At 61.2% G+C, this 23,648-nt stretch carries 18 protein-coding genes and 3 pseudogenes; 12 read left to right on the forward strand and 9 right to left on the reverse strand.

All coding sequences use genetic code 11. From position 1 onward, the window contains the following. Positions 1 to 39: 39 nt before the first annotated feature. The 7 genes from cheB to G9Q84_RS00745 form a co-directional block, all read right to left on the reverse strand. A complete protein-coding gene (gene cheB / locus G9Q84_RS00715; RefSeq protein WP_181642742.1) occupies positions 40 to 1,050 on the reverse strand; it encodes a chemotaxis response regulator protein-glutamate methylesterase in 1,011 nt (336 codons plus the stop codon). Then, on the reverse strand, positions 1,047 to 3,329 hold the full coding sequence (locus G9Q84_RS00720) for a hybrid sensor histidine kinase/response regulator (RefSeq protein ID WP_122680275.1): 2,283 nt from the start codon (positions 3,327 to 3,329) through the stop codon (positions 1,047 to 1,049). Before G9Q84_RS00720 ends, cheB begins: the two co-directional genes overlap by 4 nt. Beyond that, the gene (locus G9Q84_RS00725; protein WP_032891722.1) at positions 3,326 to 4,027 is read right to left on the reverse strand and encodes a chemotaxis protein CheW; all 702 of its coding nucleotides are present in this window, start codon (positions 4,025 to 4,027) and stop codon (positions 3,326 to 3,328) included. The genes G9Q84_RS00720 and G9Q84_RS00725 overlap by 4 nt, the downstream gene beginning before the upstream one ends. After that, the gene (locus G9Q84_RS00730; protein WP_032891723.1) at positions 4,024 to 5,280 is read right to left on the reverse strand and encodes a CheR family methyltransferase; all 1,257 of its coding nucleotides are present in this window, start codon (positions 5,278 to 5,280) and stop codon (positions 4,024 to 4,026) included. The genes G9Q84_RS00725 and G9Q84_RS00730 overlap by 4 nt, the downstream gene beginning before the upstream one ends. Next, positions 5,277 to 5,789 carry a chemotaxis protein CheW gene (locus tag G9Q84_RS00735; protein ID WP_032891724.1) on the reverse strand — a complete coding sequence of 171 codons (513 nt, stop codon included), beginning with the start codon at positions 5,787 to 5,789 and terminating at the stop codon, positions 5,277 to 5,279. The genes G9Q84_RS00730 and G9Q84_RS00735 overlap by 4 nt, the downstream gene beginning before the upstream one ends. Then, positions 5,789 to 7,411, reverse strand: a complete 1,623-nt coding sequence (locus G9Q84_RS00740) for a methyl-accepting chemotaxis protein (protein WP_032891725.1) — start codon at positions 7,409 to 7,411, stop codon at positions 5,789 to 5,791. Before G9Q84_RS00740 ends, G9Q84_RS00735 begins: the two co-directional genes overlap by 1 nt. Positions 7,412 to 7,560: 149 nt before the next feature. Continuing rightward, a complete protein-coding gene (locus G9Q84_RS00745) occupies positions 7,561 to 8,271 on the reverse strand; it encodes a tellurite resistance TerB family protein (protein WP_122752562.1) in 711 nt (236 codons plus the stop codon). Between the two features lie 168 nt (positions 8,272 to 8,439). On the opposite strand from G9Q84_RS00745, the gene G9Q84_RS00750 reads away from it, so the two are divergent. The 12 genes and pseudogenes from G9Q84_RS00750 (at position 8,440) to G9Q84_RS00790 (ending at position 21,975) form a co-directional block, all read left to right on the forward strand. Beyond that, positions 8,440 to 9,351 carry a LysR family transcriptional regulator gene (locus G9Q84_RS00750; protein WP_032891728.1) on the forward strand — a complete coding sequence of 304 codons (912 nt, stop codon included), beginning with the start codon at positions 8,440 to 8,442 and terminating at the stop codon, positions 9,349 to 9,351. 132 nt (positions 9,352 to 9,483) lie between these two features. Then, positions 9,484 to 10,941: a gamma-aminobutyraldehyde dehydrogenase gene (locus G9Q84_RS00755; protein WP_181642897.1), complete on the forward strand. Its 1,458-nt coding sequence runs from the start codon at positions 9,484 to 9,486 to the stop codon at positions 10,939 to 10,941. Between the two features lie 73 nt (positions 10,942 to 11,014). After that, positions 11,015 to 12,166, forward strand: a complete 1,152-nt coding sequence (gene ydcS, locus G9Q84_RS00760; protein WP_181642743.1) for a putative ABC transporter substrate-binding protein YdcS — start codon at positions 11,015 to 11,017, stop codon at positions 12,164 to 12,166. 200 nt (positions 12,167 to 12,366) lie between these two features. Further along, the gene (locus G9Q84_RS00765; RefSeq protein ID WP_181642744.1) at positions 12,367 to 13,401 is read left to right on the forward strand and encodes an ABC transporter ATP-binding protein; all 1,035 of its coding nucleotides are present in this window, start codon (positions 12,367 to 12,369) and stop codon (positions 13,399 to 13,401) included. A gap of 1 nt (position 13,402) precedes the next feature. After that, positions 13,403 to 14,332 carry an ABC transporter permease gene (locus tag G9Q84_RS00770; protein ID WP_032891733.1) on the forward strand — a complete coding sequence of 310 codons (930 nt, stop codon included), beginning with the start codon at positions 13,403 to 13,405 and terminating at the stop codon, positions 14,330 to 14,332. Next, positions 14,322 to 15,131 (forward strand): ABC transporter permease, encoded by an 810-nt coding sequence (locus G9Q84_RS00775; RefSeq protein ID WP_032891735.1) that lies wholly within the window; start codon positions 14,322 to 14,324, stop codon positions 15,129 to 15,131. Before G9Q84_RS00770 ends, G9Q84_RS00775 begins: the two co-directional genes overlap by 11 nt. A 169-nt stretch (positions 15,132 to 15,300) precedes the next feature. After that, positions 15,301 to 16,725: a gamma-aminobutyraldehyde dehydrogenase gene (locus G9Q84_RS00780; RefSeq protein ID WP_181642745.1), complete on the forward strand. Its 1,425-nt coding sequence runs from the start codon at positions 15,301 to 15,303 to the stop codon at positions 16,723 to 16,725. Positions 16,726 to 16,793: 68 nt separating this feature from the next. Beyond that, positions 16,794 to 18,656 carry a flavin monoamine oxidase family protein gene (locus G9Q84_RS00785; RefSeq protein WP_181642746.1) on the forward strand — a complete coding sequence of 621 codons (1,863 nt, stop codon included), beginning with the start codon at positions 16,794 to 16,796 and terminating at the stop codon, positions 18,654 to 18,656. Positions 18,657 to 19,178: 522 nt separating this feature from the next. Further along, positions 19,179 to 19,316, forward strand: a pseudogene (locus G9Q84_RS29670) (hypothetical protein); the annotation flags it as partial. Between the two features lie 202 nt (positions 19,317 to 19,518). Next, positions 19,519 to 19,647: pseudogene (locus G9Q84_RS29675) on the forward strand (hypothetical protein); the annotation flags it as partial. A gap of 192 nt (positions 19,648 to 19,839) precedes the next feature. Further along, positions 19,840 to 19,986: pseudogene (locus tag G9Q84_RS29680) on the forward strand (hypothetical protein); the annotation flags it as partial. Between the two features lie 363 nt (positions 19,987 to 20,349). Then, positions 20,350 to 21,975, forward strand: coding sequence for a glucan biosynthesis protein D (locus G9Q84_RS00790; protein ID WP_032891741.1), 1,626 nt, complete (start codon positions 20,350 to 20,352; stop codon positions 21,973 to 21,975). Between the two features lie 51 nt (positions 21,976 to 22,026). Here G9Q84_RS00790 and G9Q84_RS00795 read toward each other — a convergent pair whose 3' ends face one another. Together G9Q84_RS00795 and G9Q84_RS00800 are read right to left on the reverse strand one after the other, a co-directional pair. Beyond that, a complete protein-coding gene (locus tag G9Q84_RS00795) occupies positions 22,027 to 22,212 on the reverse strand; it encodes a hypothetical protein (RefSeq protein WP_032891743.1) in 186 nt (61 codons plus the stop codon). Between the two features lie 271 nt (positions 22,213 to 22,483). Beyond that, positions 22,484 to 23,590 carry an NADH:flavin oxidoreductase/NADH oxidase gene (locus G9Q84_RS00800; RefSeq protein WP_032891746.1) on the reverse strand — a complete coding sequence of 369 codons (1,107 nt, stop codon included), beginning with the start codon at positions 23,588 to 23,590 and terminating at the stop codon, positions 22,484 to 22,486. Between the last annotated feature and the right edge of the window lie 58 nt (positions 23,591 to 23,648).

Here is a 23,648-nt window from a genome sequence, read left to right on the forward strand (position 1 = left end):
GAATTACTACCTGCAAGCCAGCATCGCGCAAGGTCATGTTCATTGTGCAAAGACCTCCAGTAATCGGGGCGCAATTCTGTCCAGAGGGCGAATTTCAACAGCGGCATCAATCGCCGCCGCCGCTTTGGGCATGCCATACACCGCCGAGCTCTGCTGATCCTGGGCGATGGTCAAATAACCTTGTTCACGCAATAACTTAAGGCCCTGAGCCCCGTCACGACCCATGCCGGTCAGCAGTACGCCGACGGCGTCACCATTCCAGTGGCTGGCCACGCTTTCGAAGAACACATCGATCGAAGGCCGGTAAATCTCGTTCACCGGCTCTGCGGTATAGGCTAGCGTGCCGTTCTTCAATAGACGAATGTGGTGATTGGTACCGGCCAGCAAGACCACACCGCTTTGCGGCGGTTCGCCTTCGCGGGCCAGGCGCACCGGCAGCCCGGAAGCACTGCTGAGCCATTCGGCCATGCCGGCGGCAAAGACCTGGTCCACATGCTGCACCAGCACAATGGCAGCGGGAAAGTCACGGGGTAAACCCTTGAGCAGGATTTCCAGGGCAGCCGGGCCACCCGCTGAAGAGCCGATAGCCACCAAACTCTGGCGTTTGCCGGAGGTGCGCGCTGACGTGGTTTCGGTGCGCACGCGGCTGCCGCGCTGGCCGATCAGCCAGCCGATGTTGAGGATTTTGCGCAGCAGCGGTGCCGCCGCATCCTTTGGATTGCCTACGCCGAGTGCGGGCGTGTCTACCACATCCAGGGCGCCGTGGCCCATGGCTTCGAACACCCGGCTCATATTGGCCTGGCGGTCGACGGTCACCAACAGGATCGCGCACGGGGTCTCGGCCATGATCTGCCGCGTGGCCTCCACGCCGTCCATCACCGGCATGATCAGATCCATCAGGATCAGGTCAGGCGTCAACTCAGCGCAGCGCTGCACTGCCTCCAGACCATTGCCGGCCACCCACACCACCTCGTGCGAGGGCTCGAAACTCAAGGCGCGGCGCAAGGCCTCCACGGCCAGGGGCATGTCGTTGACGATCGCAACCCTCATGACCGCGCGCCCCCAATCAGCTCCACGACGGCGTCCAGCAACGCGTCGTCGTGGAAGCTGGCCTTGGCCAAGTAATAATCGGCGCCGGCATCCAACCCACGGCGACGGTCCTCTTCACGGTCTTTGTACGACACCACCATCACCGGCAACGATTGCAGGCGAGTATCACGGCGCAAGAGTGTGACCAATTCAATACCGTCCATGCGAGGCATATCAATGTCAGTGATCAGCAGGTCGAAGTCTTCGGAACGTAAGGCGTTCCAGCCGTCCATACCGTCGACCGCAACGGCCACTTCGTACCCGCGATTAAGCAGCAATTTACGTTGCAACTCACGCACGGTGAGCGAGTCATCCACCACCAGTACGCGTTTGCGCGGCGCCTCGGTGACCTGCTGGCTGCGCCGGGCGATGCGTTCCAGGCGCCCGGTGTTGAGTAGCTTGTCCACCGAACGCAGCATGTCTTCAACATCGACGATCAACACCACCGAGCCGTCATCCAGCAAGGCGCCGGCGGAAATATCCTGGACCTTGCCCAGGCGGTCATCCAGCGGCAACACCACCAGGGTACGCTCGCCGATGAAACGTTCCACGGCGATACCGTACACCGCATCGCGCTCGCGGATCACCACCACCTTCAAGGTCTCGTCATTGGTCTGCCCCGGCGGGCGCTGTAACAGCTGGCTGGCGGCGACCAGGCCAACATGCCGGCCCTCGTGCCAGAAATGCTGGCGGCCTTCGAGTTGCACAATGTCGTCGGGGGCCAGGTCGCACATACGTTCGATATGCGCCAGCGGGAACGCATAGGCTTCTTCGCCAACTTCCACCACCAGGCTGCGCACCACCGAAAGGGTCAGCGGCACCTCCAAGTGAAAACGACTGCCCTGCCCCGCCGTCTGCTCCAGCACCACCGCGCCGCGCAACTGGCGGACCATATGCTGCACCGCATCCAGTCCGACGCCGCGCCCGGACACCTCGGTAACCTTGTCGCGCAGGCTGAAACCCGGCAGGAACAGGAACGTCAGCAGTTCCTCTTCGCTCAGGTTCAACACAGTCTCCAGGGTCGACAGATGACGGTCGACAATGGTCCCGCGCAGGCGCTCCAGGTCAACGCCGTTGCCGTCGTCGCTCAGTTCCAGCACCAGTAGACCGGCCTGATGGGAGGCACGCAGGCGGATCAAGCCTTCGGCGGGTTTGCCGGCCAGCAGGCGCTGGTCGGGCATTTCGATGCCGTGGTCGACGGCATTGCGCAATAGATGGGTGAGTGGCGCTTCGAGCTTTTCCAGCACATCACGGTCGACCTGGGTCTTTTCGCCCTCGATCTCCAGGCGCACCTGCTTGCCGAGGCTGCGGCCGAGGTCGCGCACCATACGCACCTGCCCGGCCAGCACATCGGCAAACGGACGCATGCGACAGGCCAGCGCAGTGTCGTAGAGCACCTGAGCGCGCTGCCCGGCCTGCCAGCCGAACTCATCCAGCTCGGCAGTTTTTTCCGCCAGTAAGGCCTGCGCTTCGCTCAGCAGGCGACGGGTATCAGCAAGGGCTTCCTGGGCTTCGAGGTTCAGATCCAGAGTCTTGAGATGACCGTCCAGTGTGTCCAGGGCGCGCACGCTATTGCTTTGAATACGTTTGAGGCGCTGCATGCTGGCCAGATAGGGCTTGAGCCGCTGGGTTTCCACCAGGGATTTGCTCGACAGATCCAGCAGACTGTTCAAGCGCTCGGCGGTCACGCGCAACACGCGCTCGCCGCCTTCGGTCATGCGCTTGCCCTGACGCGGCGGATCGCTGGCAACAGGGGGAGCGGGCTCGGGCTCCGGCGGCAATTCTTCGATGACCGGCGCGGGTGCAGGCTGGGACACGACAGGCGGTGGCGCAGCTTTAGCGGTGGGCTGCGACGGATCCAACAGGCGCTCCATCAACGCCACATAAGCGTCGATGTCCGCTGGCCCCACGGTGTTTCCCGGGGTGGCGATGCGCATCAGCAGGTCGGTGCCTTGCAGCAAGGCGTCAATGTGTTCAGGTTGCAGGTACAGGCGACTTTCCTGGGCGCTGACCAGGCAATCCTCCATGACGTGGGACACGCTGACACCCGCATCCACCCCCACGATCCGCGCCGCGCCCTTGAGCGAATGGGCCGCGCGCATGCAGGCTTCAAGCTGGTCGGCCTGGGTCGGGTTACGCTCCAGGGCCAGCAGGCCCGCGCTCAGTACCTGGGTCTGTGCATCGGCTTCCAGGCTGAACAGTTCCAGCAGCGAGGCGTCGCGCATCTGGTCGGGGGTCATGTGAGGCTCCGGGTCACGGCGGACAACAATTGCGCCTCATCCAGCCAACGCAGGCTGCGGCCCTTCCATTGCAACACGCCCTGAGTGAAGCGTGCGCTGGCCTGGGAGCCAGGCGCCGACGCAGCGTTCAAGGTGCGCTCATCGATGGCATGGATGCCGTCCACTTCGTCCACCGGTACCACCACTGGGCCATCCTGCGCGGCGATGATCAACATACGCGGCATGATCCGTCCGCCACTGGCGCCGTGACCGGTGTTGTCCAGGCCGAGCAGCTCCACCAGAGACAGGCACGCCACCAGCGCCCCCCGCACGTTCGCCACGCCGAGCAAGGCGCGGGAACGCTGGTGCGGCAGCGAGTGAATCGGTTGCAACGGAGCCACCTCCACCAGGCAGCGGGTGGCGATGCCCAACCACTCTTCACCGAGACGGAACATCAGCAACGAGCGGGTGACGATTTCTTCGTCGACTTCAACTGCAGCGGCCGGACGATGGTCGTCCTGCTGCAGGGCGTAGCGATCCAGCAGGCGCGTGGCGGCCGCTGAGTACACCGCACAGTTGCGGCAGTGGATATGGTCCACCAGCAGCGGGCAGGACTTGTCGCCATGGATACCGATCCGGTTCCAGCAGTCGTCGATGGCCTGGGTGTCGGCCATAGTCAGGTCCAGGCCGGCGGTGTCGAGCGCGTCGGGGCTACTCATCGTTTGGACTCACTGTCTGCTCGCTCGCTACGGGCGGCCCGCGCTTGCAAACGGCGCGCCCCCGCGCTGTCGCCCTGGGATTCGAGCAACGCGGCCAGGTGAATCAAGGCCTGCGGGTGCTGAGGTTCCAGGTACAAGGCTTTCCGATAAAACCCCTGAGCCTCCAGGGCGCTGCCGGCCACATCGCTGAGCAGCCCCAGCCAGTAGAACACCTGGGCGGCTGGCGGGTGGCTGTTCAAATACTGCTCGCAGGCGACACGGGCCTCGGCACTCTTGCCTTCGTTGGCCAAGGTGGCGATGCGGCTGAGCAAGGTACCCGCGTCAGAAGGCGGCGGAGGCTTGATCGGCACAACCTGGGCGCTCGCGGTACTGAACGGCCTTGGCTTGACGGGGATGGGCGCCGCGCTGCGCTGAGGGCTCGGTATCGGCACGAATACCGGCGCCGGCAGGTTAGGTTCGGCGTGCCGACTAAAGGCGAAAGACTGCGGCACCCCGATCGAACGCATGCCATGCCGGCCCAGCAGGCTGCCCTCGGCCGGGCCGATAAACAGTACGCCGTCTACGTGGGTCAGGCCCTTGAGCACATCGAACACTTGCTTCTGCGTCGGCTGGTCGAAATAGATCAAAAGGTTGCGGCAAAACACGAAATCGTAGCTCGCCTCGTTCGCCAGCAGCGTCGGGTCCAGTAAGTTGCCGACTTGCAGGCGCACTTGTTCGCGCACGCGGTCGGCGATGTGGAACCCGTCGCTGTGTTCAGTGAAGTGGCGATCGCGAAAGGCAATATCGCTACCGCGGAACGAGTTTTTGCCATACACCCCGCGCCGCGCACGCTCCACCGACAGCGGGCTGACGTCCAGGCCGAGCACCTTGAACTGATGCGGCGCCAGGCCGGCATCGAGCAGGGCCATGGCAATCGAATAGGGTTCTTCGCCGGTGGAGCACGGCAGGCTGAGGATGCGCAGTGCGCGCATCTGCTTGATCTCGGCCAGGCGTGCAATCGCCAACCGGGCCAAAGTCGCAAAGGATTCGGGGTAACGGAAAAACCACGTCTCGGGAACGATCACCGCTTCGATCAGTGCTTGCTGCTCGTCGTGGGAGCTTTGCAGGCGCTGCCAGTATTCGCCTGGCGTCTGCGCCTGCACGGCCTGGCTGCGCTGGCGCACGGCGCGCTCGATAATCGCCTCGCCGACCGACGCCACGTCCAGGCCGATACGTTCCTTGAGGAAGGCAAAGAAGCGCGGGTCGTTGCTCATACGCTCAGCTCGGCAGAAAACAACAGGGCGCGCACGTCATCGGTGAGCACGTCATTCACGCCGATCCATTGCATCAGGCCCAACGCATCCTCACGCACCGGCCCCAAATAGCGCGCCTGGGGGTTCTCCAGGCCATAGGGCTGAAATTCCGCAGGATCGCAACGCAGGGTATCGGTGGCCTGCTCAAGGATCAGCCCCAACCGGCGAGACTCGACCCAGGGTTGCGGCTGGTAATTGACCAACACCAACCGCGTGCTGGTACGCGCCTGGGCCGCCGTACCGAAGGTCAGCGCACTCAGGTCGATGACCGGCACCAACGCTCCGCGATGAGCAAAGATACCCGCCACCCAAGAGGGCGCATGGGCAATGGGTTTGAGCGGCAGGCGCGGCAGCACCTCAGCCACTTCGGTGGCCTTAAGGGCATAACGTTCACTGCCGATGTGAAACACCAGGAACAACGCCTTTTTCGCTGCCGGGACGGCGCCGCGTTTAGCCGCGAGGTCGCTCATCACACTTTGAAACGCGACACGCCGCTGCGCAGACCCACCGCAACCTGGCTCAGTTCATCAATGGCAAAGCTGGCTTGGCGCAGGGATTCGACGGTCTGACTGCTGGCATCACCCAGCTGCACCAGCGCGTGGTTGATCTGCTCGGCGCCGGTGGCCTGGGCCTGCATGCCCTCGTTGACCATCAACACCCGCGGCGCCAGGGCCTGTACCTGATGGATGATCTGAGACAGTTGCTCGCCCACTTGCTGCACTTCGAACATGCCGCGGCGCACTTCTTCGGAGAACTTGTCCATGCCCATCACGCCAGCAGACACCGCCGACTGAATCTCACGCACCATCTGCTCGATGTCGTAAGTGGCCACGGCGGTCTGATCGGCGAGACGACGCACTTCGGTGGCGACCACGGCAAACCCGCGGCCGTATTCACCGGCTTTTTCCGCTTCGATGGCGGCGTTCAGGGACAACAGGTTGGTCTGGTCGGCGACTTTGACGATGGTCACCACCACCTGGTTGATGTTGCCGGCCTTCTCATTGAGGATCGCCAGCTTGGCATTCACCAAGTCGGCGGCCCCCATCACCGAGTGCATCGTCTCTTCCATGCGCGCCAAACCCTGCTGGCCAGAACCGGCGGCCACCGAAGCCTGGTCGGCAGCGGTGGAGACTTCGGTCATGGTGCGCACCAGATCCTTGGAAGTGGCGGCGATTTCCCGCGAAGTGGCGCCGATCTCGGTGGTGGTCGCGGCAGTTTCGGTAGCGGTGGCCTGCTGCTGCTTGGAGGTCGCCGCAATCTCCGTCACTGAGGTGGTGACCTGAACCGAAGAGCGTTGCGCCTGGGAAACCAGAGCGGTGAGCTCGGTCATCATGTCGTTGAAGCCGGTTTCTACCGCGTTGAATTCGTCCTTGCGCTCCAGATTCAGGCGCTTGCTCAGGTCGCCAGTGCGCATGGTGTCGAGGATTTCGACGATGCGCTGCATCGGCGCCATGATCGCGCGCATCAGCAGCAGGCCGCACAGGCCGGCGGCGAGGATGGCGATGATCAGCGACACGCCCATGCTGATCTTGGCCGACAGAACGGCATCGTCAATCGCCGCGGTGGCGCGATCAGAGACGTTTTTGTTCTCCGTAATAATGTCATTGAGCTTCATGCGACCTTCGATCCAGATCGGCGTCAGTTGCTCTTCAAGCAACTCGCGTGCAGCGGGCAGGTCGTTGTTCTGGACGCGGTCCAGCAACTGCTCAAGGACCTTGTTGTAATTGATGTGTGCGGCTTTGAAGTTATCGAACTCCATGCGATCAGCCTGGCTGCGCACGGTTTTTTCGTAATTGGCCATCTGTTGCTCAATACGCGCTTCGAAGGCCTTGTAGTCGGCCTTGTCGGTATTGGTGAAGGTTTTATCCTCACGCAGACCAATGATGTCGATGGTCTGAAGGTAACTGTCGACCCACGCGCTGCGGATCATAGAACTGAGATAAACCCCCGGTACCGCATCGTCGCGGACGGCTTCCTGACTGGTTTCGATCTTCAGCAACCGTGAGTAGGAGACCACAACCATTAACAGCATGATGGCGATAATGACCGCAAAACTTGCCAGGATGCGTTGGCGCAAGGTCCAGTTCTTCACAGTAATTCCTCGAAGGGCCATTCAAATGGAGGGGAGTATAGCTGAGCAGAAGGCCTCATTAATCAATGGGTTTTGATGCAGCGCTCATGGAATGCAAAAACACCCTGGGGCATTCAGCCAGCCAGGGTGCTTTATCTATACAGAGATGCTCAGAGGGTAGCTTGACGCACCTGCTTTTCCAGCTCCAGCTTCAAGCCAGGCTCCAGTTTCAGTTGGCGGGCCAATTCGTCCAGATAGGCCTTTTCCATGAAGTTTTCTTCGTCGACCAGCATCACGCTGGCGATATACATTTCGGCAGCCATTTCCGGGGTGCTTGCCGCGCGGGCGACATCGGCCGGGTCCAGAGGCTTGTTCAGCTCGGCGTGCAGCCAGCTTTGCAGCTCGCGGTCGTTATCCAGTTTGGTGAACTCCCCCTCGATCAGCTCTCGCTCGCGCTCATCCACATGGCCGTCGGCCTTGGCTGCTGCAACCAGCGCCTTGAGAATGCCTTGGCTGTGCTGCTCGACTTGGGCCGGTGGCAGGCGGTCGATGGTCTGCGGCTCGCCCTTGGGCGCATTGGCTTGATTGGCCTGCCAGTTGCCGTAGGCCTTGTAGGCAATGACGCCCAATGCGGCCAGCCCGCCGTAGGTCAGGGCTTTGCCGCCGAATTTGCGCGCCTTCTTGTTGCCCATCAACAAGCCCATGGCACCGGCTGCCAGCGCGCCGCCACCGGCACCGCCAAGCAGGCTGCCCAACCCTCCGCCGCCAAGCAGTCCGCCCAAGGCGCCTTTGTCGTCCTGCTTGCGTTGGCCGCCAGCCTTGTTTTGCAGCATGTCCTGGCCGGACTTGAGCAACTGATCGAGCAATCCACGGGTATTCATTCGTAGCCTCCAGACACTTGGGTTCATAGGACCAATAGGCCCCCAGCGTAAAACTAAGTGCCAAAAAGCCCCGATCAAGAGTGCTTCCAGATGTAACGCCACTGCCGTTCGCTAAAACCGATATACACTCGGACAAATCTATAAAAACACCCCACTGGTAATTCCAGCATGATGACCTTGCGTCAAATCCGGCACTTTATCGCCGTGGCCGAGACCGGCTCGATCTCCGCCGCCGCGCAGACCGCGTTTATTTCCCAGTCGACCCTGACCCTGGCGATCCAGCAATTGGAGCAGGAAATCGGGGTAAACCTGTTCAACCGCCACGCCAAGGGCATGACCCTCACCCACCAGGGCCACCAGTTCCTGCGCCAGGCGCACTTGATCCTCGCCACCGTCGACAACGCCAAGCGCAGCCTGCAACAAAGCACCGACCAAGTGGCCGGGCAATTGATCATCGGCGTGACCAGCCTGGTGGCCGGCTACTACCTCGCCGACCTGCTCACCCGCTTCCAGCGCGCCTACCCCAATGTGGAAATCCGCGTGATGGAGGACGAACGCCCCTATATCGAGCATTTGCTGGTGAGCGGCGAAATCGACGTCGGCGTGCTGATCCTCTCCAACCTCGAAGACCGCCACGCCCTTCAGACAGAAGTCCTGACCCACTCGCCCCATCGCCTGTGGCTGCCGGCGCAGCACCCGCTGCTGGAGCACGACAGCATCAACCTGGCCGATGTCGCGCGCGAGCCGTTGATCCAGCTGAATGTCGATGAAATGGGCCAAAACGCCCAGCGCCTTTGGACCAGCGCAGGCCTGCAACCCCGCGTCACGCTGCGTACAGCATCGACGGAGGCAGTGCGTAGCCTGGTGGCGGCAGGATTAGGCGTGTCGATTCAGCCAGACATGACCTACCGCCCATGGTCCCTGGAGGGCGACATCATCGAGGCACGGCCGATCGCCGACCTCAGCCAGACCCTCGATGTGGGCCTGGCGTGGCGCCGAGGCACCGCGCGTCCCGCGCTGGTAGACCCGTTCCTCACCGTGGCCCGGGAACAGCCGCACCCACGCAAGCCATCTATTTAATCGAATGCTGCATTCAGTATTTAGTATTTGTTGACCTCGCGCCTGACCTCTACTCTCAGTTCATCCATAAGAGAAGGTCCGGCGCCTTGTAAGAGAACGCCCATGACCACACAAGAAAAGAGATCGCGAAAAATGTCCGGCGCGCCCACCCCGCTGCTTACTGCGTTGCTGATCGACGGCGAACTGGTCCAGGGCCAGGGATTCGCCGAGCCGATCATCAACCCGGCCACCGGTGAAGTGCTTACCCAAATTGCTGAAGCCAGCACCGAGCAGGTCGAATCAGCCATCCTCGCGGCCCACCGCGCATTTGCCAGCTGGTCGCGGACCACGCCGCAACAGCGTTCAAACATTCTTCTGGGCATCGCTGATGCCATCGAAAAACAAGCCGATTACCTGGCCCGCCTGGAATCCCTGAACTGCGGCAAGCCGTTGCACCTGGCACGTCAGGATGACTTGAGCGCCACCGTCGACGTGTTCCGCTTCTTCGCCGGGGCCGTGCGCTGCCAGACAGGGCAACTGAGCGGCGAATACCTGCCGGGCTACACCAGCATGGTGCGGCGCGATCCAATTGGCGTCGTCGCCTCCATCGCACCGTGGAACTACCCGTTGATGATGGCCGCCTGGAAGATCGCACCGGCGCTGGCTGCCGGTAATACCTTGGTGTTCAAGCCGTCGGAACATACGCCGCTGTCGATCCTCGCGCTCGCCCCTGTGCTGAAGGATTTGTTACCACGCGGGGTCATCAACATTCTCTGTGGCGGCGGTGAAGGTGTGGGCAGTCATCTGGTCAGCCACCCGAAAGTGCGCATGGTTTCCCTGACCGGCGATATCGTCACCGGGCAGAAAATCCTGCAAGCCGCGTCCAAGACGCTCAAACGCACGCACCTGGAATTGGGCGGCAAAGCGCCGGTAATCGTGTGTAACGATGCCGACCTGCAGGCCGTGGTCGAGGGTGTGCGCGCCTACGGTTATTACAACGCCGGTCAGGACTGCACCGCCGCATGCCGCATCTACGCCCAGTCGGGTATTCACGACAAATTGGTCGCCGACCTCGGTGCGGCGGTCAGCAGCCTGCGCTTTGCCGACAAACGTGACGCCGACAACGAACTCGGCCCGCTGATCAGTACGCGCCAGCGCGACCGCGTGGCCAGTTTTGTCGAGCGTGCCCTCGGCCAGCCGCATATCGAGCGGGTCACGGGCGCCGCCGTGCACTCCGGCGCGGGCTTCTATTACCAGCCAACCTTGCTCGCCGGCTGTAAACAGAGCGATGAAATTGTGCAGCGCGAAGTGTTTGGTCCAGTGGTCACCGTGACCCGCTTCGATGAGCTGGAACAGGCGGTGGACTGGGCCAATGACTCCGAATACGGACTGGCCTCCTCTGTGTGGACCCAGAATCTGGACAAGGCCATGCAGGTAGCCGCACGCCTGCAATACGGCTGCACTTGGATCAACAGCCATTTCATGCTGGTCAGCGAAATGCCCCACGGCGGCTTGAAGCGCTCGGGGTATGGGAAAGATCTGTCCAGTGATTCGCTACAGGACTACAGCGTGGTGCGCCACATCATGGCCCGCCACGGCCAACATCTTTAAAACAACAACTAAGCTTTTGCGTCACAGGTTGCACACAACTGCCCCGACCATAATTAAAGAAGAGGGAACCCCCATGTCCGCGCACAAGACCGCACTGCTCAGTGCCTTGACCACCGCGCTGCTGGCCAGCGCCAGCATTCAGGCCGCCGAACCGCTCAAGGCGATTGGCGCTGGCGAAGGCCAGCTGGATATCGTCGCCTGGCCCGGCTATATCGAACGTGGCGAAAGCGACAAGGCCTACGACTGGGTCACTGGTTTCGAGAAGGAAACCGGCTGCAAGGTCAATGTGAAAACCGCCGCCACTTCTGACGAAATGGTCAGCCTGATGGCCAAGGGCGGGTATGACCTGGTCACCGCGTCGGGCGATGCGTCGCTGCGGTTGATCGTCGGCAAGCGTGTGCAGCCGATCAACACCTCGCTGATCCCAAACTGGAAAAACATCGACCCACGCCTTAAAGACGCGCCGTGGTACGTGGTCGGCCAGCAGACCTACGGCACCCCGTACCAATGGGGCCCGAATGTGCTGATGTACAACACCAACGTGTTCAAGACCGCGCCCACCAGCTGGGATGTGCTGTTCAACGCCCAGAACCTGCCGGACGGCAAGCCGAACAAAGGCCGCGTGCAGGCCTATGACGGCCCGATCTACATCGCCGATGCAGCGCTGTATCTCAAATCGACTCAGCCGGAACTGGGCATCCAGAGCCCATACGAACTGACCGAAACCCAGTACAAAGCCGTGCTCGATCTGTTGCGCGCCCAGCAACCGTTGATCCACCGCTACTGGCACGACACCACCGTGCAAATGAGTGACTTCAAGAACGAAGGCGTGGTGGCCTCCAGCGCCTGGCCGTATCAGGTCAACGGGCTGGTCAATGAAAAGCAGCCAATTGCCTCGACCATTCCGAAAGAAGGCGCCACCGGCTGGGCCGACACCACCATGTTGCACAGCGAGGCCAAGCACCCGAACTGCGCCTACAAGTGGATGGACTGGTCGCTGCAGCCGAAGGTCCAGGGCGATGTCGCCGCCTGGTTCGGTTCGCTGCCAGCGGTGCCTGCGGCTTGTAAGGAAAGCGAACTGCTCGGCGCCGAGGGTTGCAAGACCAACGGGTTCGACCAGTTCGACAAGATCGCCTTCTGGAAAACCCCACAGGCTGAGGGCGGCAAGTTCGTACCGTACAGCCGCTGGACCCAGGATTACATCGCGATCATGGGCGGCAGGTAAGGCCTTCCAAACGACCTAGGTCCCCTGTGGGAGGGGGCTTGCTCACGATAGCGGTACATCAGACAAACCTGTGTTGCCTGACACACCGTCATCGGGAGCAAGCCTCCTCCCACATTGACCGCACTCAATAGATGTTTTGTTTTTTCAGAAGTCCAGGCCGGGCCGCTGCGACGACCCGCGCCTTTTTGGAGCACCGCACCATGACGCTTGCAGTCCAATTCACCCACGTTTCCCGTCAGTTCGGCGAAGTGAAAGCCGTCGACCGGGTTTCCATCGATATCCAGGACGGCGAGTTCTTTTCCATGCTCGGCCCTTCCGGCTCGGGCAAGACCACTTGCCTGCGCCTGATCGCCGGTTTCGAGCAACCGAGCGCTGGCTCGATCCGCATTCATGGCGAGGAAGCCGCCGGCTTGCCGCCGTATCAGCGTGACGTAAACACCGTGTTCCAGGATTACGCACTGTTCCCCCATATGAATGTGCGCGACAACGTGGCCTACGGTCTCAAGGTCAAAGGCGTGGGCAAGGCCGAACGCCTGAACCGCGCCGAAGAAGCCTTGGGCATGGTCGCCCTCGGTGGTTACGGCGACCGTAAGCCGGTGCAACTTTCAGGTGGTCAGCGCCAGCGTGTGGCACTGGCACGCGCACTGGTCAATCGCCCCCGCGTGTTGCTGCTCGATGAACCCTTGGGCGCCCTTGACCTCAAGCTGCGCGAACAGATGCAAAGCGAGCTGAAGAAGCTGCAACGCCAGTTGGGCATCACCTTTATTTTCGTGACCCACGATCAAACCGAAGCGTTGTCGATGTCCGACCGCGTGGCAGTGTTCAACAAAGGCCGCATCGAACAAGTCGACACCCCGCGCAACCTGTACATGAAACCGGCTACCTCATTCGTCGCCGAATTCGTCGGCACCTCCAACGTGATTCGCGGCGAGCTGGCCCAGCGCCTCAGCGGCAGCGCGCAGCCATTTTCGATCCGCCCGGAACACGTGCGGTTTGCCGACGGCCCACGGGGTGCCGGCGAAGTGGAAGTCAGCGGCCTGCTGCATGACATCCAGTACCAGGGCAGCGCCACCCGCTATGAGCTGAAACTGGAAAACGGCCAAGCGTTGAACATCAGCCAGGCCAACAACCAGTGGCTGGATATCAGCAGCGGCCATCAGGTCGGCCAGACCATTACCGCGCGCTGGGCGCGGGAAGCCATGACACCGCTGACCGACATTGCAGGCGAGGTGTGACATGAGCCTGGCCCTCTCCCAACCACCGATGCGCAGGTTTTCCAACCTGCTGTACCGCAAGCCCAACCTGTATCTGGCGATGCTGTTGATACCGCCGCTGATCTGGTTCGGCGCGATTTACCTCGGCTCGTTGCTGACCTTGCTGTGGCAAGGCTTCTACACCTTCGACGACTTCACCATGGCGGTCACGCCGGACCTGACCCTGGCCAACTTCGCCGCACTGTTCCAGCCGTCGAACTTCGACATCATCCTTCGCACCTTGAGCATGGCGATTGTGGTGTCGATTGCCAGCGCCATCGTGGCCTTCCCGATTGCCTACTACATGGCGCGCTACACCACGGGCAAGACCAAGGCATTCTTTTACATCGCAGTGATGATGCCGATGTGGGCCAGCTACATCGTCAAGGCCTACGCCTGGACCCTGCTGCTGGCCAAGGGCGGCGTGGCGCAGTGGTTCGTGCAGCACCTGGGCCTGGAGCCGGTGTTGCAGTTCGTGCTGGGTATTCCCGGTGTGGGCGGCAGCACCTTGAGCACCTCACACCTGGGGCGGTTCATGGTGTTCGTCTATATCTGGCTGCCGTTCATGATCCTGCCGATCCAGGCATCGCTGGAGCGTTTGCCGCCGTCGTTGCTGCAAGCCTCGGCGGATCTGGGCGCCAAGCCGCGCCAGACCTTTATGCAAGTGATTCTGCCACTGTCGATTCCGGGGATTGCCGCCGGGTCGATCTTCACCTTCTCGCTGACCCTGGGCGATTTCATCGTGCCGCAACTGGTGGGCCCGCCGGGCTACTTCGTCGGTGGCATGGTCTACGCGCAGCAAGGCGCCATCGGCAACATGCCCATGGCAGCGGCGTTCACCCTGGTGCCCATCGTGCTGATTGCGGTTTACCTGTCCATCGTCAAACGCCTGGGGGCCTTCGATGCACTCTGAGAAATCTTCGCTGGGACTAAAGATCGCAGCCTGGGGCGGCCTGGTGTTTTTACACTTCCCGATCCTGATCATCTTTCTCTACGCCTTCAATACCGAAGAAGCTGCGTTCAGCTTTCCGCCACAGGGCTTCACGTTGAAGTGGTTCAGCGTGGCGTTCGCCCGGCCGGACGTGCTGGAGTCGATCAAGCTGTCGCTGCAGATCGCCGCCATCGCCACCCTGATCGCCATGGTGCTCGGCACATTGGCCTCGGCGGCGCTGTATCGCCGTGAATTCTTTGGCAAGCAAGGCGTGTCGCTGATGCTGATCCTGCCGATTGCGCTGCCGGGGATCATCACCGGTATCGCGTTACTGGCGACGTTCAAGACGTTGGGCATTGAGCCCGGGATGTTCACCATCATCGTCGGCCACGCGACCTTCTGCGTGGTGATCGTCTACAACAACGTCATCGCCCGTTTGCGCCGCACGTCCCACAGCCTGATCGAAGCCTCGATGGACCTGGGCGCCGACGGCTGGCAGACCTTCCGCTACATCATCATGCCCAACCTGGGCTCGGCGCTGCTGGCCGGCGGCATGCTCGCCTTTGCGCTGTCGTTCGACGAAATCATCGTCACCACCTTCACCGCCGGCCACGAGCGCACCTTGCCGCTGTGGTTGCTCAACCAATTGAGTCGCCCGAGGGATGTGCCGGTGACCAACGTGGTGGCGATGCTGGTGATGCTGGTGACGATGTTCCCGATTCTCGGTGCCTATTACCTGACCCGCGGTGGTGAAAGCGTGGCCGGGAGTGGCGGTAAATAACTTTTTTATTGAAGGCACCGAGCTCAAATGTGGGTGGGGGCTTGCTCCCGATAGCGGTGGGTCAGTTGTAGATGATGTGACTGAAAGACTGTCATCGGGGGCAAGCCCCCTCCCACATTTAGAGTCGGTTGCTTCAAGGAAATAACAATAGTTTGTGGAGAGCTGAACCATGCAAACCAAATTACTGATCAACGGCCAACTGATCGAAGGCGAAGGCCCGGCTCAAGCCGTATTCAACCCAGCCCTCGGCCGCGTACTGGTAGAAATCAAGGAAGCCAGCGAAGCCCAGGTCGACGCCGCTGTGCGCGCAGCCGATGCGGCGTTCGAAAGTTGGTCGCAAACCGCACCGAAGGACCGCTCGCTGCTGCTGCTGAAACTGGCCGACGCGATCGAAGCCCACGGCGAAGAGCTGGCAAAGCTGGAATCGGACAACTGCGGCAAGCCCTACAGCGCTGCGCTGAACGACGAGATCCCGGCGATTGCCGATGTGTTCCGCTTCTTCGCCGGCGCCAGCCGTTGCATGAGCGGCTCGGCCGGCGGTGAATACCTGCCGGGCCACACCTCGATGATCCGCCGCGACCCGGTGGGCGTGATCGCCTCCATCGCGCCGTGGAACTACCCGCTGATGATGGTCGCCTGGAAAATCGCCCCGGCCCTGGCCGCCGGTAATACCGTGGTGCTCAAGCCGTCGGAGCAAACCCCGCTGACCGCGTTGCGCATGGTTGAACTGGCGTCGGAGATTTTCCCGGCCGGCGTACTCAACCTGGTGTTCGGTCGTGGGCCGACCGTGGGCAGCCCACTGGTGAACCACCCGAAAGTGCGCATGGTGTCGCTGACCGGCTCCATCGCCACCGGCGCGAATATCATTTCCAGCACCGCTGACAGCGTGAAGCGCATGCACATGGAGTTGGGCGGCAAAGCGCCGGTGATCATCTTCAACGACGCGGACATCGATGCCGCCGTGGAAGGCATTCGCACCTTTGGCTTCTATAACGCCGGCCAGGACTGCACGGCCGCGTGCCGCATTTACGCCCAAGCGGATATCTACGACGCATTTGTCGAGAAGCTCGGCGCGGCGGTCGCCAGCATCAAATACGGCTTGCAGGATGACCCGGCCACCGAACTGGGCCCGCTGATCACCGCACAGCACCGCGACCGTGTCGCGGGGTTTGTCGAGCGTGCGGTGGCACAGCCGCATATCCGCCTGATCACCGGTGGCAAGGCGGTGGACGGCAATGGGTTCTTCTTTGAGCCGACGGTATTGGCCGATGCACAGCAGGACGATGAAATCGTGCGCCGCGAGGTGTTTGGGCCAGTGGTGTCGGTGACTAAGTTCACCGACGAAGCACAGGTGGTGGGCTGGGCCAATGATTCGGACTACGGCTTGGCGTCGTCCGTATGGACCGCCGATGTAGGCCGCGCCCACCGTTTGGCCGCGCGGTTGCAGTATGGCTGCACATGGGTGAATACCCACTTCATGCTGGTCAGCGAAATGCCCCATGGCGGTCAGAAACTGTCGGGTTATGGCAAGGACATGTCCATGTATGGGCTGGAGGACTACACCACCGTTCGCCATGTGATGTTCAAGCACTGATTAAGCGCCTCCCCGGCACCTGCCTTGGGTGCCGGGTCCTACAACAATAAAATCTCAGGTTCCCACCAATGGACATCACCCGCCGCGACTTCCTCAACGGCGTCGCCATTACCGTTGCCGCAGGCATGACCCCACTGCAACTGCTCCAGGCCGCACCCGATGGCCGCTACTACCCCCCTGCCCTTACCGGCCTGCGCGGCAGCCATGTCGGCTCGTTCGAAGTGGCTCACCAGATGGGCTGGGAAAAGAAAGTGTTCGACACCGAGAAATTGCCGATCACCGAGGATTACGACCTGGTGGTGGTCGGGGGTGGCTTGAGCGGTTTGTCGGCGGCATGGTTCTACCGGGAAAAGCACCCCAAGGCGAAGATCCTGATCCTGGAAAACCACGACGACTTCGGCGGCCACGCCAAGCGCAATGAATTCCAGGCCGGTGGCCGCATGATCATCGGTTACGGCGGCAGCGAGGCCTTGCAGTCGCCGAACCATCTGTACAGCAAGGAAGTGAACGGGCTGTTGAAGAAGCTCGGGGTTGATATCAAGCGCTTCGAAACCGCCTTCGACCGCCAGTTCTACCCCAACCTGGGCCTGTCGCGCGGTGTGTTTTTCGACAAGGAAAACTTCGGCGAAGACAAACTGGTGACCGGCGACCCGACGCCCATGGTGGCCGACGATATTGCGCCGGACCAACTGCATGCGCGGTCCATCAGCGACTTCATCAATGACTTCCCCCTGCCTGCAGAGGATCGCCAGGCGCTGATAGACCTGCACATGGCGCCAAAGGACTACTTGCCAGGTAAGACTGCCGAAGAAAAGGCCGACCATCTGGCGGCGACCAGCTACCGCAATTTCCTGCTCAAGGACGTAGGGTTATCGGAAGGCGCGGTGAAGTACTTCCAAAGCCGTACCAATGACTTCATGGCGCTGAGCATTGATGCCGTGGCAGCGGCCGATGCCTATAGCGTAGGTTTCCCGGGGTTTGCGGGCATGAACCTGGCACCGATCAGCGAAGAAGCCGCAGCGGAAATGGAAGAGCCCTACATCTACCATTTCCCGGATGGCAACGCCTCGGTGGCGCGGTTGCTGGTGCGTAGTCTTATCCCAGGCGTAGCACCGGGGCACACCATGGACGACATCGTGCTGGCTACCTTTGACTACGCCAGGCTCGACCAACCCAAGACGGCGGTACGGCTGCGCTTGAACAGCACCGCCGTCAGCGTGCGTAACGTCGATGGCGGTGTGCATATCGGCTACAGCCGAGGCGGCCAACTCGCACAGGTGCGCGGCAAGCGCTGCATCCTGGCGTGCTACAACATGATGATTCCGTACCTGCTCAAAGACCTGCCAGCGCCCCAGGCCCATGCCTTGAGCCAGAACGTGAAATACCCGCTGGTGTACACCAAGGTGGTAATCCGCAATTGGCAGTCCTTCCAAAAACTGGGGGTGCATGAGATTTACGCGGCGACCCAACCGTACAGTCGCATCAAGCTGGACTACCCGGTGAGCATGGGCGACTACGATCACCCACGGGACCCGACGCAGCCGATTGGCCTGCACATGGTCTACGTGCCCACCAGCCCCAACAGCGGTATGAACGCCCGCGACCAGGCACGCGCTGGGCGGGGCAAGCTGTATGGGCAGACGTTCGAGCAACTGGAGGCGCAACTGCGTGACCAACTGCAACGCATGCTCGGGCCGGGTGGGTTCAAGCACGAGACGGATATTCTGGCGATCACGGTCAACCGCTGGTCACACGGGTATGCGAGCTTCTCCAACAGCTTGTTTGATGACGCAGATGAGAGCGAAGCGTTGATGAATCTGGCGCGCAAACCTGTAGGCCATGTGAGCATCGCCAACTCGGATGCGGCGTGGAGTGCGTACGCCCATGCGGCGATTGATGAGGCTTTTCGGGCAGTGAGAGAGGTGGGCTAAGTCGAAATAGTGTGGCTAAAAGAAGTCTTGTGGTGAGCGGGCTTGCCCCGCGCTGGGCTGCGAAGCGGCCCTGAAGCCAAATGCCGCACGTTTTCAGACGGCCTGTGTGTTTTTTATGGGGGCCGCTTCGCGCCCCAGCGCGGGGCAAGCACACTCACTACAACAGCATGCAACTCACTGACGACACAACTTGCTTCATATGAAGCGTTGATGAATCTGGCGCGCAAACCTGTAGGGCCTGTGAGCATCGCCAACTCGGATGCGGCGTGCAGTGCGTACGCCCATGCGGCGATTGATGAGGCTTTTCGGGCAGTGAGAGAGGTGGGCTAAGTCGAAATAGTGTGGCTAAAAGACATCTTGTGGTGAGCGGGCTTGCCCCGCGCTGGGCTGCGACGCGGCCCTGAAGCCAAATGCCGCACGTTTTCAGACGGCCTGCGTGGTTTTCATGGGGGCCGCTTCGCGCCCCGGCGCGGGGCAAGCCCGCTCACTACAACAGCATGCAACTCACTGACGACACAACTTGCTTCATATGAAGCGTTGATGAATCTGGCGCGCAAATCTGTAGGGCCTGTGAGCATCGCGAACTCGGATGCGGCATGGAGTGCGTACGCCCATGCGGCGATTGATGAGGCTTTTCGGGCAGTGAGAGAGGTGGGCTAAGTCGAAATAATGTGGCTAAACGAAGTCTTGTGGTGAGCGGGCTTGCCCCGCGCAGGGCTGCGAAGCGGCCCTGAAGCCAAACGCCGCACGTTTTCAGACGGCCTGCGTGGTTTTCATGGGGGCCGCTTCGCGCCCCAGCGCGGGGCAAGCCCGCTCACTACAACAGCATGCAACTCACTTGACGACACAACTTGCTTCATATGAAACGTTGATGAATCTGGCGCGCAAATCTGTAGGGCCTGTGAGCATCGCCAACTCGGATGCGGCGTGGAGTGCGTACGCCCATGCGGCGATTGATGAGGCTTTTCGGGCAGTGAGAGAGGTGGGCTAAGTCGAAATAGTGTGGCTAAACGAAGTCTTGTGGTGAGCGGGCTTGCCCCGCGCCGGGCTGCGAAGCGGCCCTGAAGCCAAACGCCGCACGTTTTCAGACGGCCTGTGTGGTTTTCATGGGGGCCGCTTCGCGCCCCAGCGCGGGGCAAGCCCGCTCACTACAACAGCGTGCAACTCACTGACGACACAACTTGCTTCATATGAAGCGTTGATGAATCTGGCGCGCAAATCTGTAGGGCCTGTGAGCATCGCCAACTCGGATGCGGCGTGGAGTGCGTACGCCCATGCGGCGATTGATGAGGCTTTTCGGGCAGGAGAGAGGTGGGCTAAGTCGAAATAGTGTGGCTAAAAGAAATCTTGTGGTGAGCGGGCTTGCCCCGCGCTGGGCTGCAAAGCGGCCCTGAAGCCAAACGCCGCACGTTTTCAGACGGCCTGTGTGGTTTTCATGGGGGCCGCTTCGCGCCCCAGCGCGGGGCAAGCCCGCTCACTACAACAGTACGCAACTCACCTGACGACACAACTTGTTTCATATGCAACGCCATCACACAGCCATCAATCATTTTTCCTACACCATCGAACCGCTTAAGCTATCCGGCGTCTGTTTAATGTCCGTTGCGTTTGGCCGAAGGCATGTCCGAACCGTTATTTCTGATCCAGCACGTGCCAGGAACGGCGCGGGATTTGCTCACGACAGGTTGTCTCTATGCACCGCAGGAATTTGCTCAAAGCGTCCATGGCCATTGCGGCTTACACCGGTTTGTCGGCCAGCGGCCTACTGGCCGCGCAGGCCTGGGCCGGGAACCGTGCCGCCGACGGCAAGGCCGTGGCGTTCGATTTCGACGCACTGAAAGCCCAGGCCAAGCAACTCGCCGGAACCGCGTATAAAGACACCAAACAGGTGCTGCCGCCGACTCTGGCAACCATGACCCCACAGAATTTCAACGCCATTGGCTACGACGGCAAGCATTCGCTGTGGAAAGAGTTGAACGGCCAGTTGGACGTGCAGTTTTTCCACGTCGGCATGGGTTTCAAGACACCGGTGCGCATGCACAGCGTTGATCCGAAAACCCGTGAAGCCCGTGAAGTGCACTTCCGCCCTTCGCTGTTCAACTATGAAAAAACCACCGTCGACACCAAACAGCTGACCGGCGACCTGGGTTTCTCCGGCTTCAAGCTGTTCAAGGCACCGGAGCTGGACCGCCATGACGTGCTGTCGTTTCTCGGCGCCAGCTACTTCCGCGCGGTGGATTCCACCGGCCAATACGGCCTGTCGGCCCGAGGCCTGGCCATCGACACCTACGCCAAAAAACGCGAAGAATTCCCTGATTTCACCCAGTTCTGGTTCGAAACTCCAGACAAGGACGCCACGCGTTTTGTGGTCTACGCCCTGCTTGACTCGCCAAGCGCCACCGGCGCCTACCGCTTCGATATCGACTGCCAGGCCAACCAGGTGGTGATGGCGATCGACGCCCATATCAATGCGCGTACTGCCATCGAACAACTGGGCATTGCCCCTATGACCAGCATGTTCAGCTGCGGCACCCACGAGCGCCGGATGTGCGACACCATCCACCCGCAAATCCACGACTCGGACCGCCTGGCGATGTGGCGCGGCAACGGCGAGTGGATCTGCCGCCCGCTGAACAACCCCGCCAAGTTGCAATTCAATGCATTCGCCGACAAAGACCCGAAAGGCTTTGGCCTGGTGCAGACCGACCATGAGTTCGCCAGCTATCAGGACACTGTGGACTGGTACAGCAAGCGCCCAAGCCTGTGGGTCGAACCGACCACCGCCTGGGGCGAAGGCTCAATCGACCTGTTGGAGATCCCCACCACCGGCGAGACCCTGGACAACATCGTGGCCTTCTGGACCCCGAAGAAGCCGGTGGCTGCGGGTGAATCGCTGAACTATGGCTACAAACTGTACTGGAGCGCCTTGCCACCGGTGAGCACACCATTGGCCCAGGTCGACGCGACCCGTTCCGGCATGGGCGGTTTTACCGAAGGTTGGGCGCCGGGTGAACATTACCCGGACGTGTGGGCGCGCCGTTTTGCCGTGGACTTCAAGGGCGGTGGCTTGGACCGTTTACCGCCAGGCACAGGGATTGAGCCCGTGGTGACTTGCTCCCATGGTGAAGTGAAAGACTTCAGCGTGCTGGTGCTCGATAACATCAAGGGCTACCGCATCCTGTTCGACTGGTACCCGACCAGCGACAGCGTGGAACCGGTGGAGCTGCGCCTGTTTATCCGAACCCAGGACCGCACCTTGAGTGAAACCTGGCTGTATCAGTACTTTCCGCCGGCACCAGACCAGCGCAAGTACACCTGATTCAACTGTGGGAGGGGGCTTGCTCCCTCCCACATGCGTTCCACGTCGACTCTAAAACCGCGACACGCTCTTCATCGCCCCAATCAGATAACGCATCGCCACCTGATCGCTCTCGTTCAGAGCGCGATACTGCGCCAGCAACTCGACCTCATCCAAACTCAACCGGCGGCTACGCAAGGACACCCTGCGGGTCAAAAAAGACGCCACCAAACCTGCTACTCCATAGGACTTGGCCATGGACTGTTTCTCCTGATATCAATCAAATACTCCCGGCGCCCATCAACCATCTCCCGTGAAGCGCAATGCCTCCGTGGACAAACAGACTGACTCCCTGGGCCAGAAATCGGTCTTACCCTAAGCGTAGAAACAATCTCGTTACGTGTGGGATTTTTTTAGAGTATTCACTTAAAAAATTACTTCGGTAACAAATACCTACAGCGCCATCCCACAGCAACAGGCAAAAAAAACCCACCGGCTCAGGGTGGGTTTAGATGGAGCCAGCGAAGGATCAATCCCTCAAGTCAGACTCATGAATCGGTTGATCCCGATGGGTCGCGCGTTGGTACTGAGCCGGCCAGATTGCTTTGCGCCCGCCCAAGTCATCGTCGGCGTGCAACGGCCAGTACGGATCGCGCAGCAGTTCACGAGCCAGGAAGATGATATCGGCCTGGCAAGTGCGCAGGATGTGCTCGGCCTGAGCCGGTTCGGTGATCATGCCCACGGTCCCCGTGGCGATGCCAGACTCCTTGCGCACGCGCTCGGCGAAGCGCGTCTGGTAGCCCGGCCCGGTGGGGATCTCGGCATTGGCGGCGGTGCCACCGGAGGATACGTCGATCAGGTCCACGCCCAGGTCTTTGAGGCGGCGTGCCAGTTCCACGGTTTCATCAGGGTTCCAGCCGTCCTCCACCCAGTCGGTGGCCGACACCCGTACGAACAGCGGCAACTCCTGGGGCCAGACTTCGCGCACGGCCTTGGTCACCTGAAGCACCAGCCGGATACGGTTTTCAAAGGAGCCGCCGTATTGGTCCTGCCGCTGATTGCTGATGGGTGACAGGAATTGGTGCAACAGATAACCGTGAGCCGCGTGAATTTCCACCACCTCGAAACCCGCGGTGAGCGCACGTTTGGCAGCGGCGACGAAGTCAGCGATCACTTGCTGGATCTGCGCTTCGTCCAGTTGCCGCGGTTGGGTGTGTTGAGGGTCAAAGGCAATCGGCGATGGGCCTACCGGTACCCAACCACCGTCCTCCGGCTTGACGCTGCCATGCTTGCCGATCCACGGCCGATGGGTGCTGGCCTTGCGCCCGGCGTGGGCCAGTTGGATGCCAGCCACCGCGCCCTGGGCGGCGATAAAACGGGTGATGCGTTGCAGCGGTTCGATCTGTTGGTCGTTCCACAAGCCCAAGTCCTGTGCCGTGATGCGGCCATCGGCAGTCACGGCGGTGGCCTCGGTGAAAATCAGCCCGGCGCCGCCGACGGCACGACTGCCGAGGTGCACCAGATGCCAGTCATTGGCCAGTCCATCGTCACTGGAGTATTGGCACATCGGCGAGACGGCAATGCGGTTCAGGAGGGTCAATTGGCGCAGGGTATAGGGTTCGAGCAGCTGACTCATGGCGCACCTCTTCTGGGTTCTATGGGCACTGTTCAACAGTGCTTAGAGCCTAGTCGAC

This window comes from Pseudomonas sivasensis, from assembly GCF_013778505.1.
GTDB classification, from domain to species: Bacteria; Pseudomonadota; Gammaproteobacteria; order Pseudomonadales; family Pseudomonadaceae; genus Aquipseudomonas; species Aquipseudomonas sivasensis.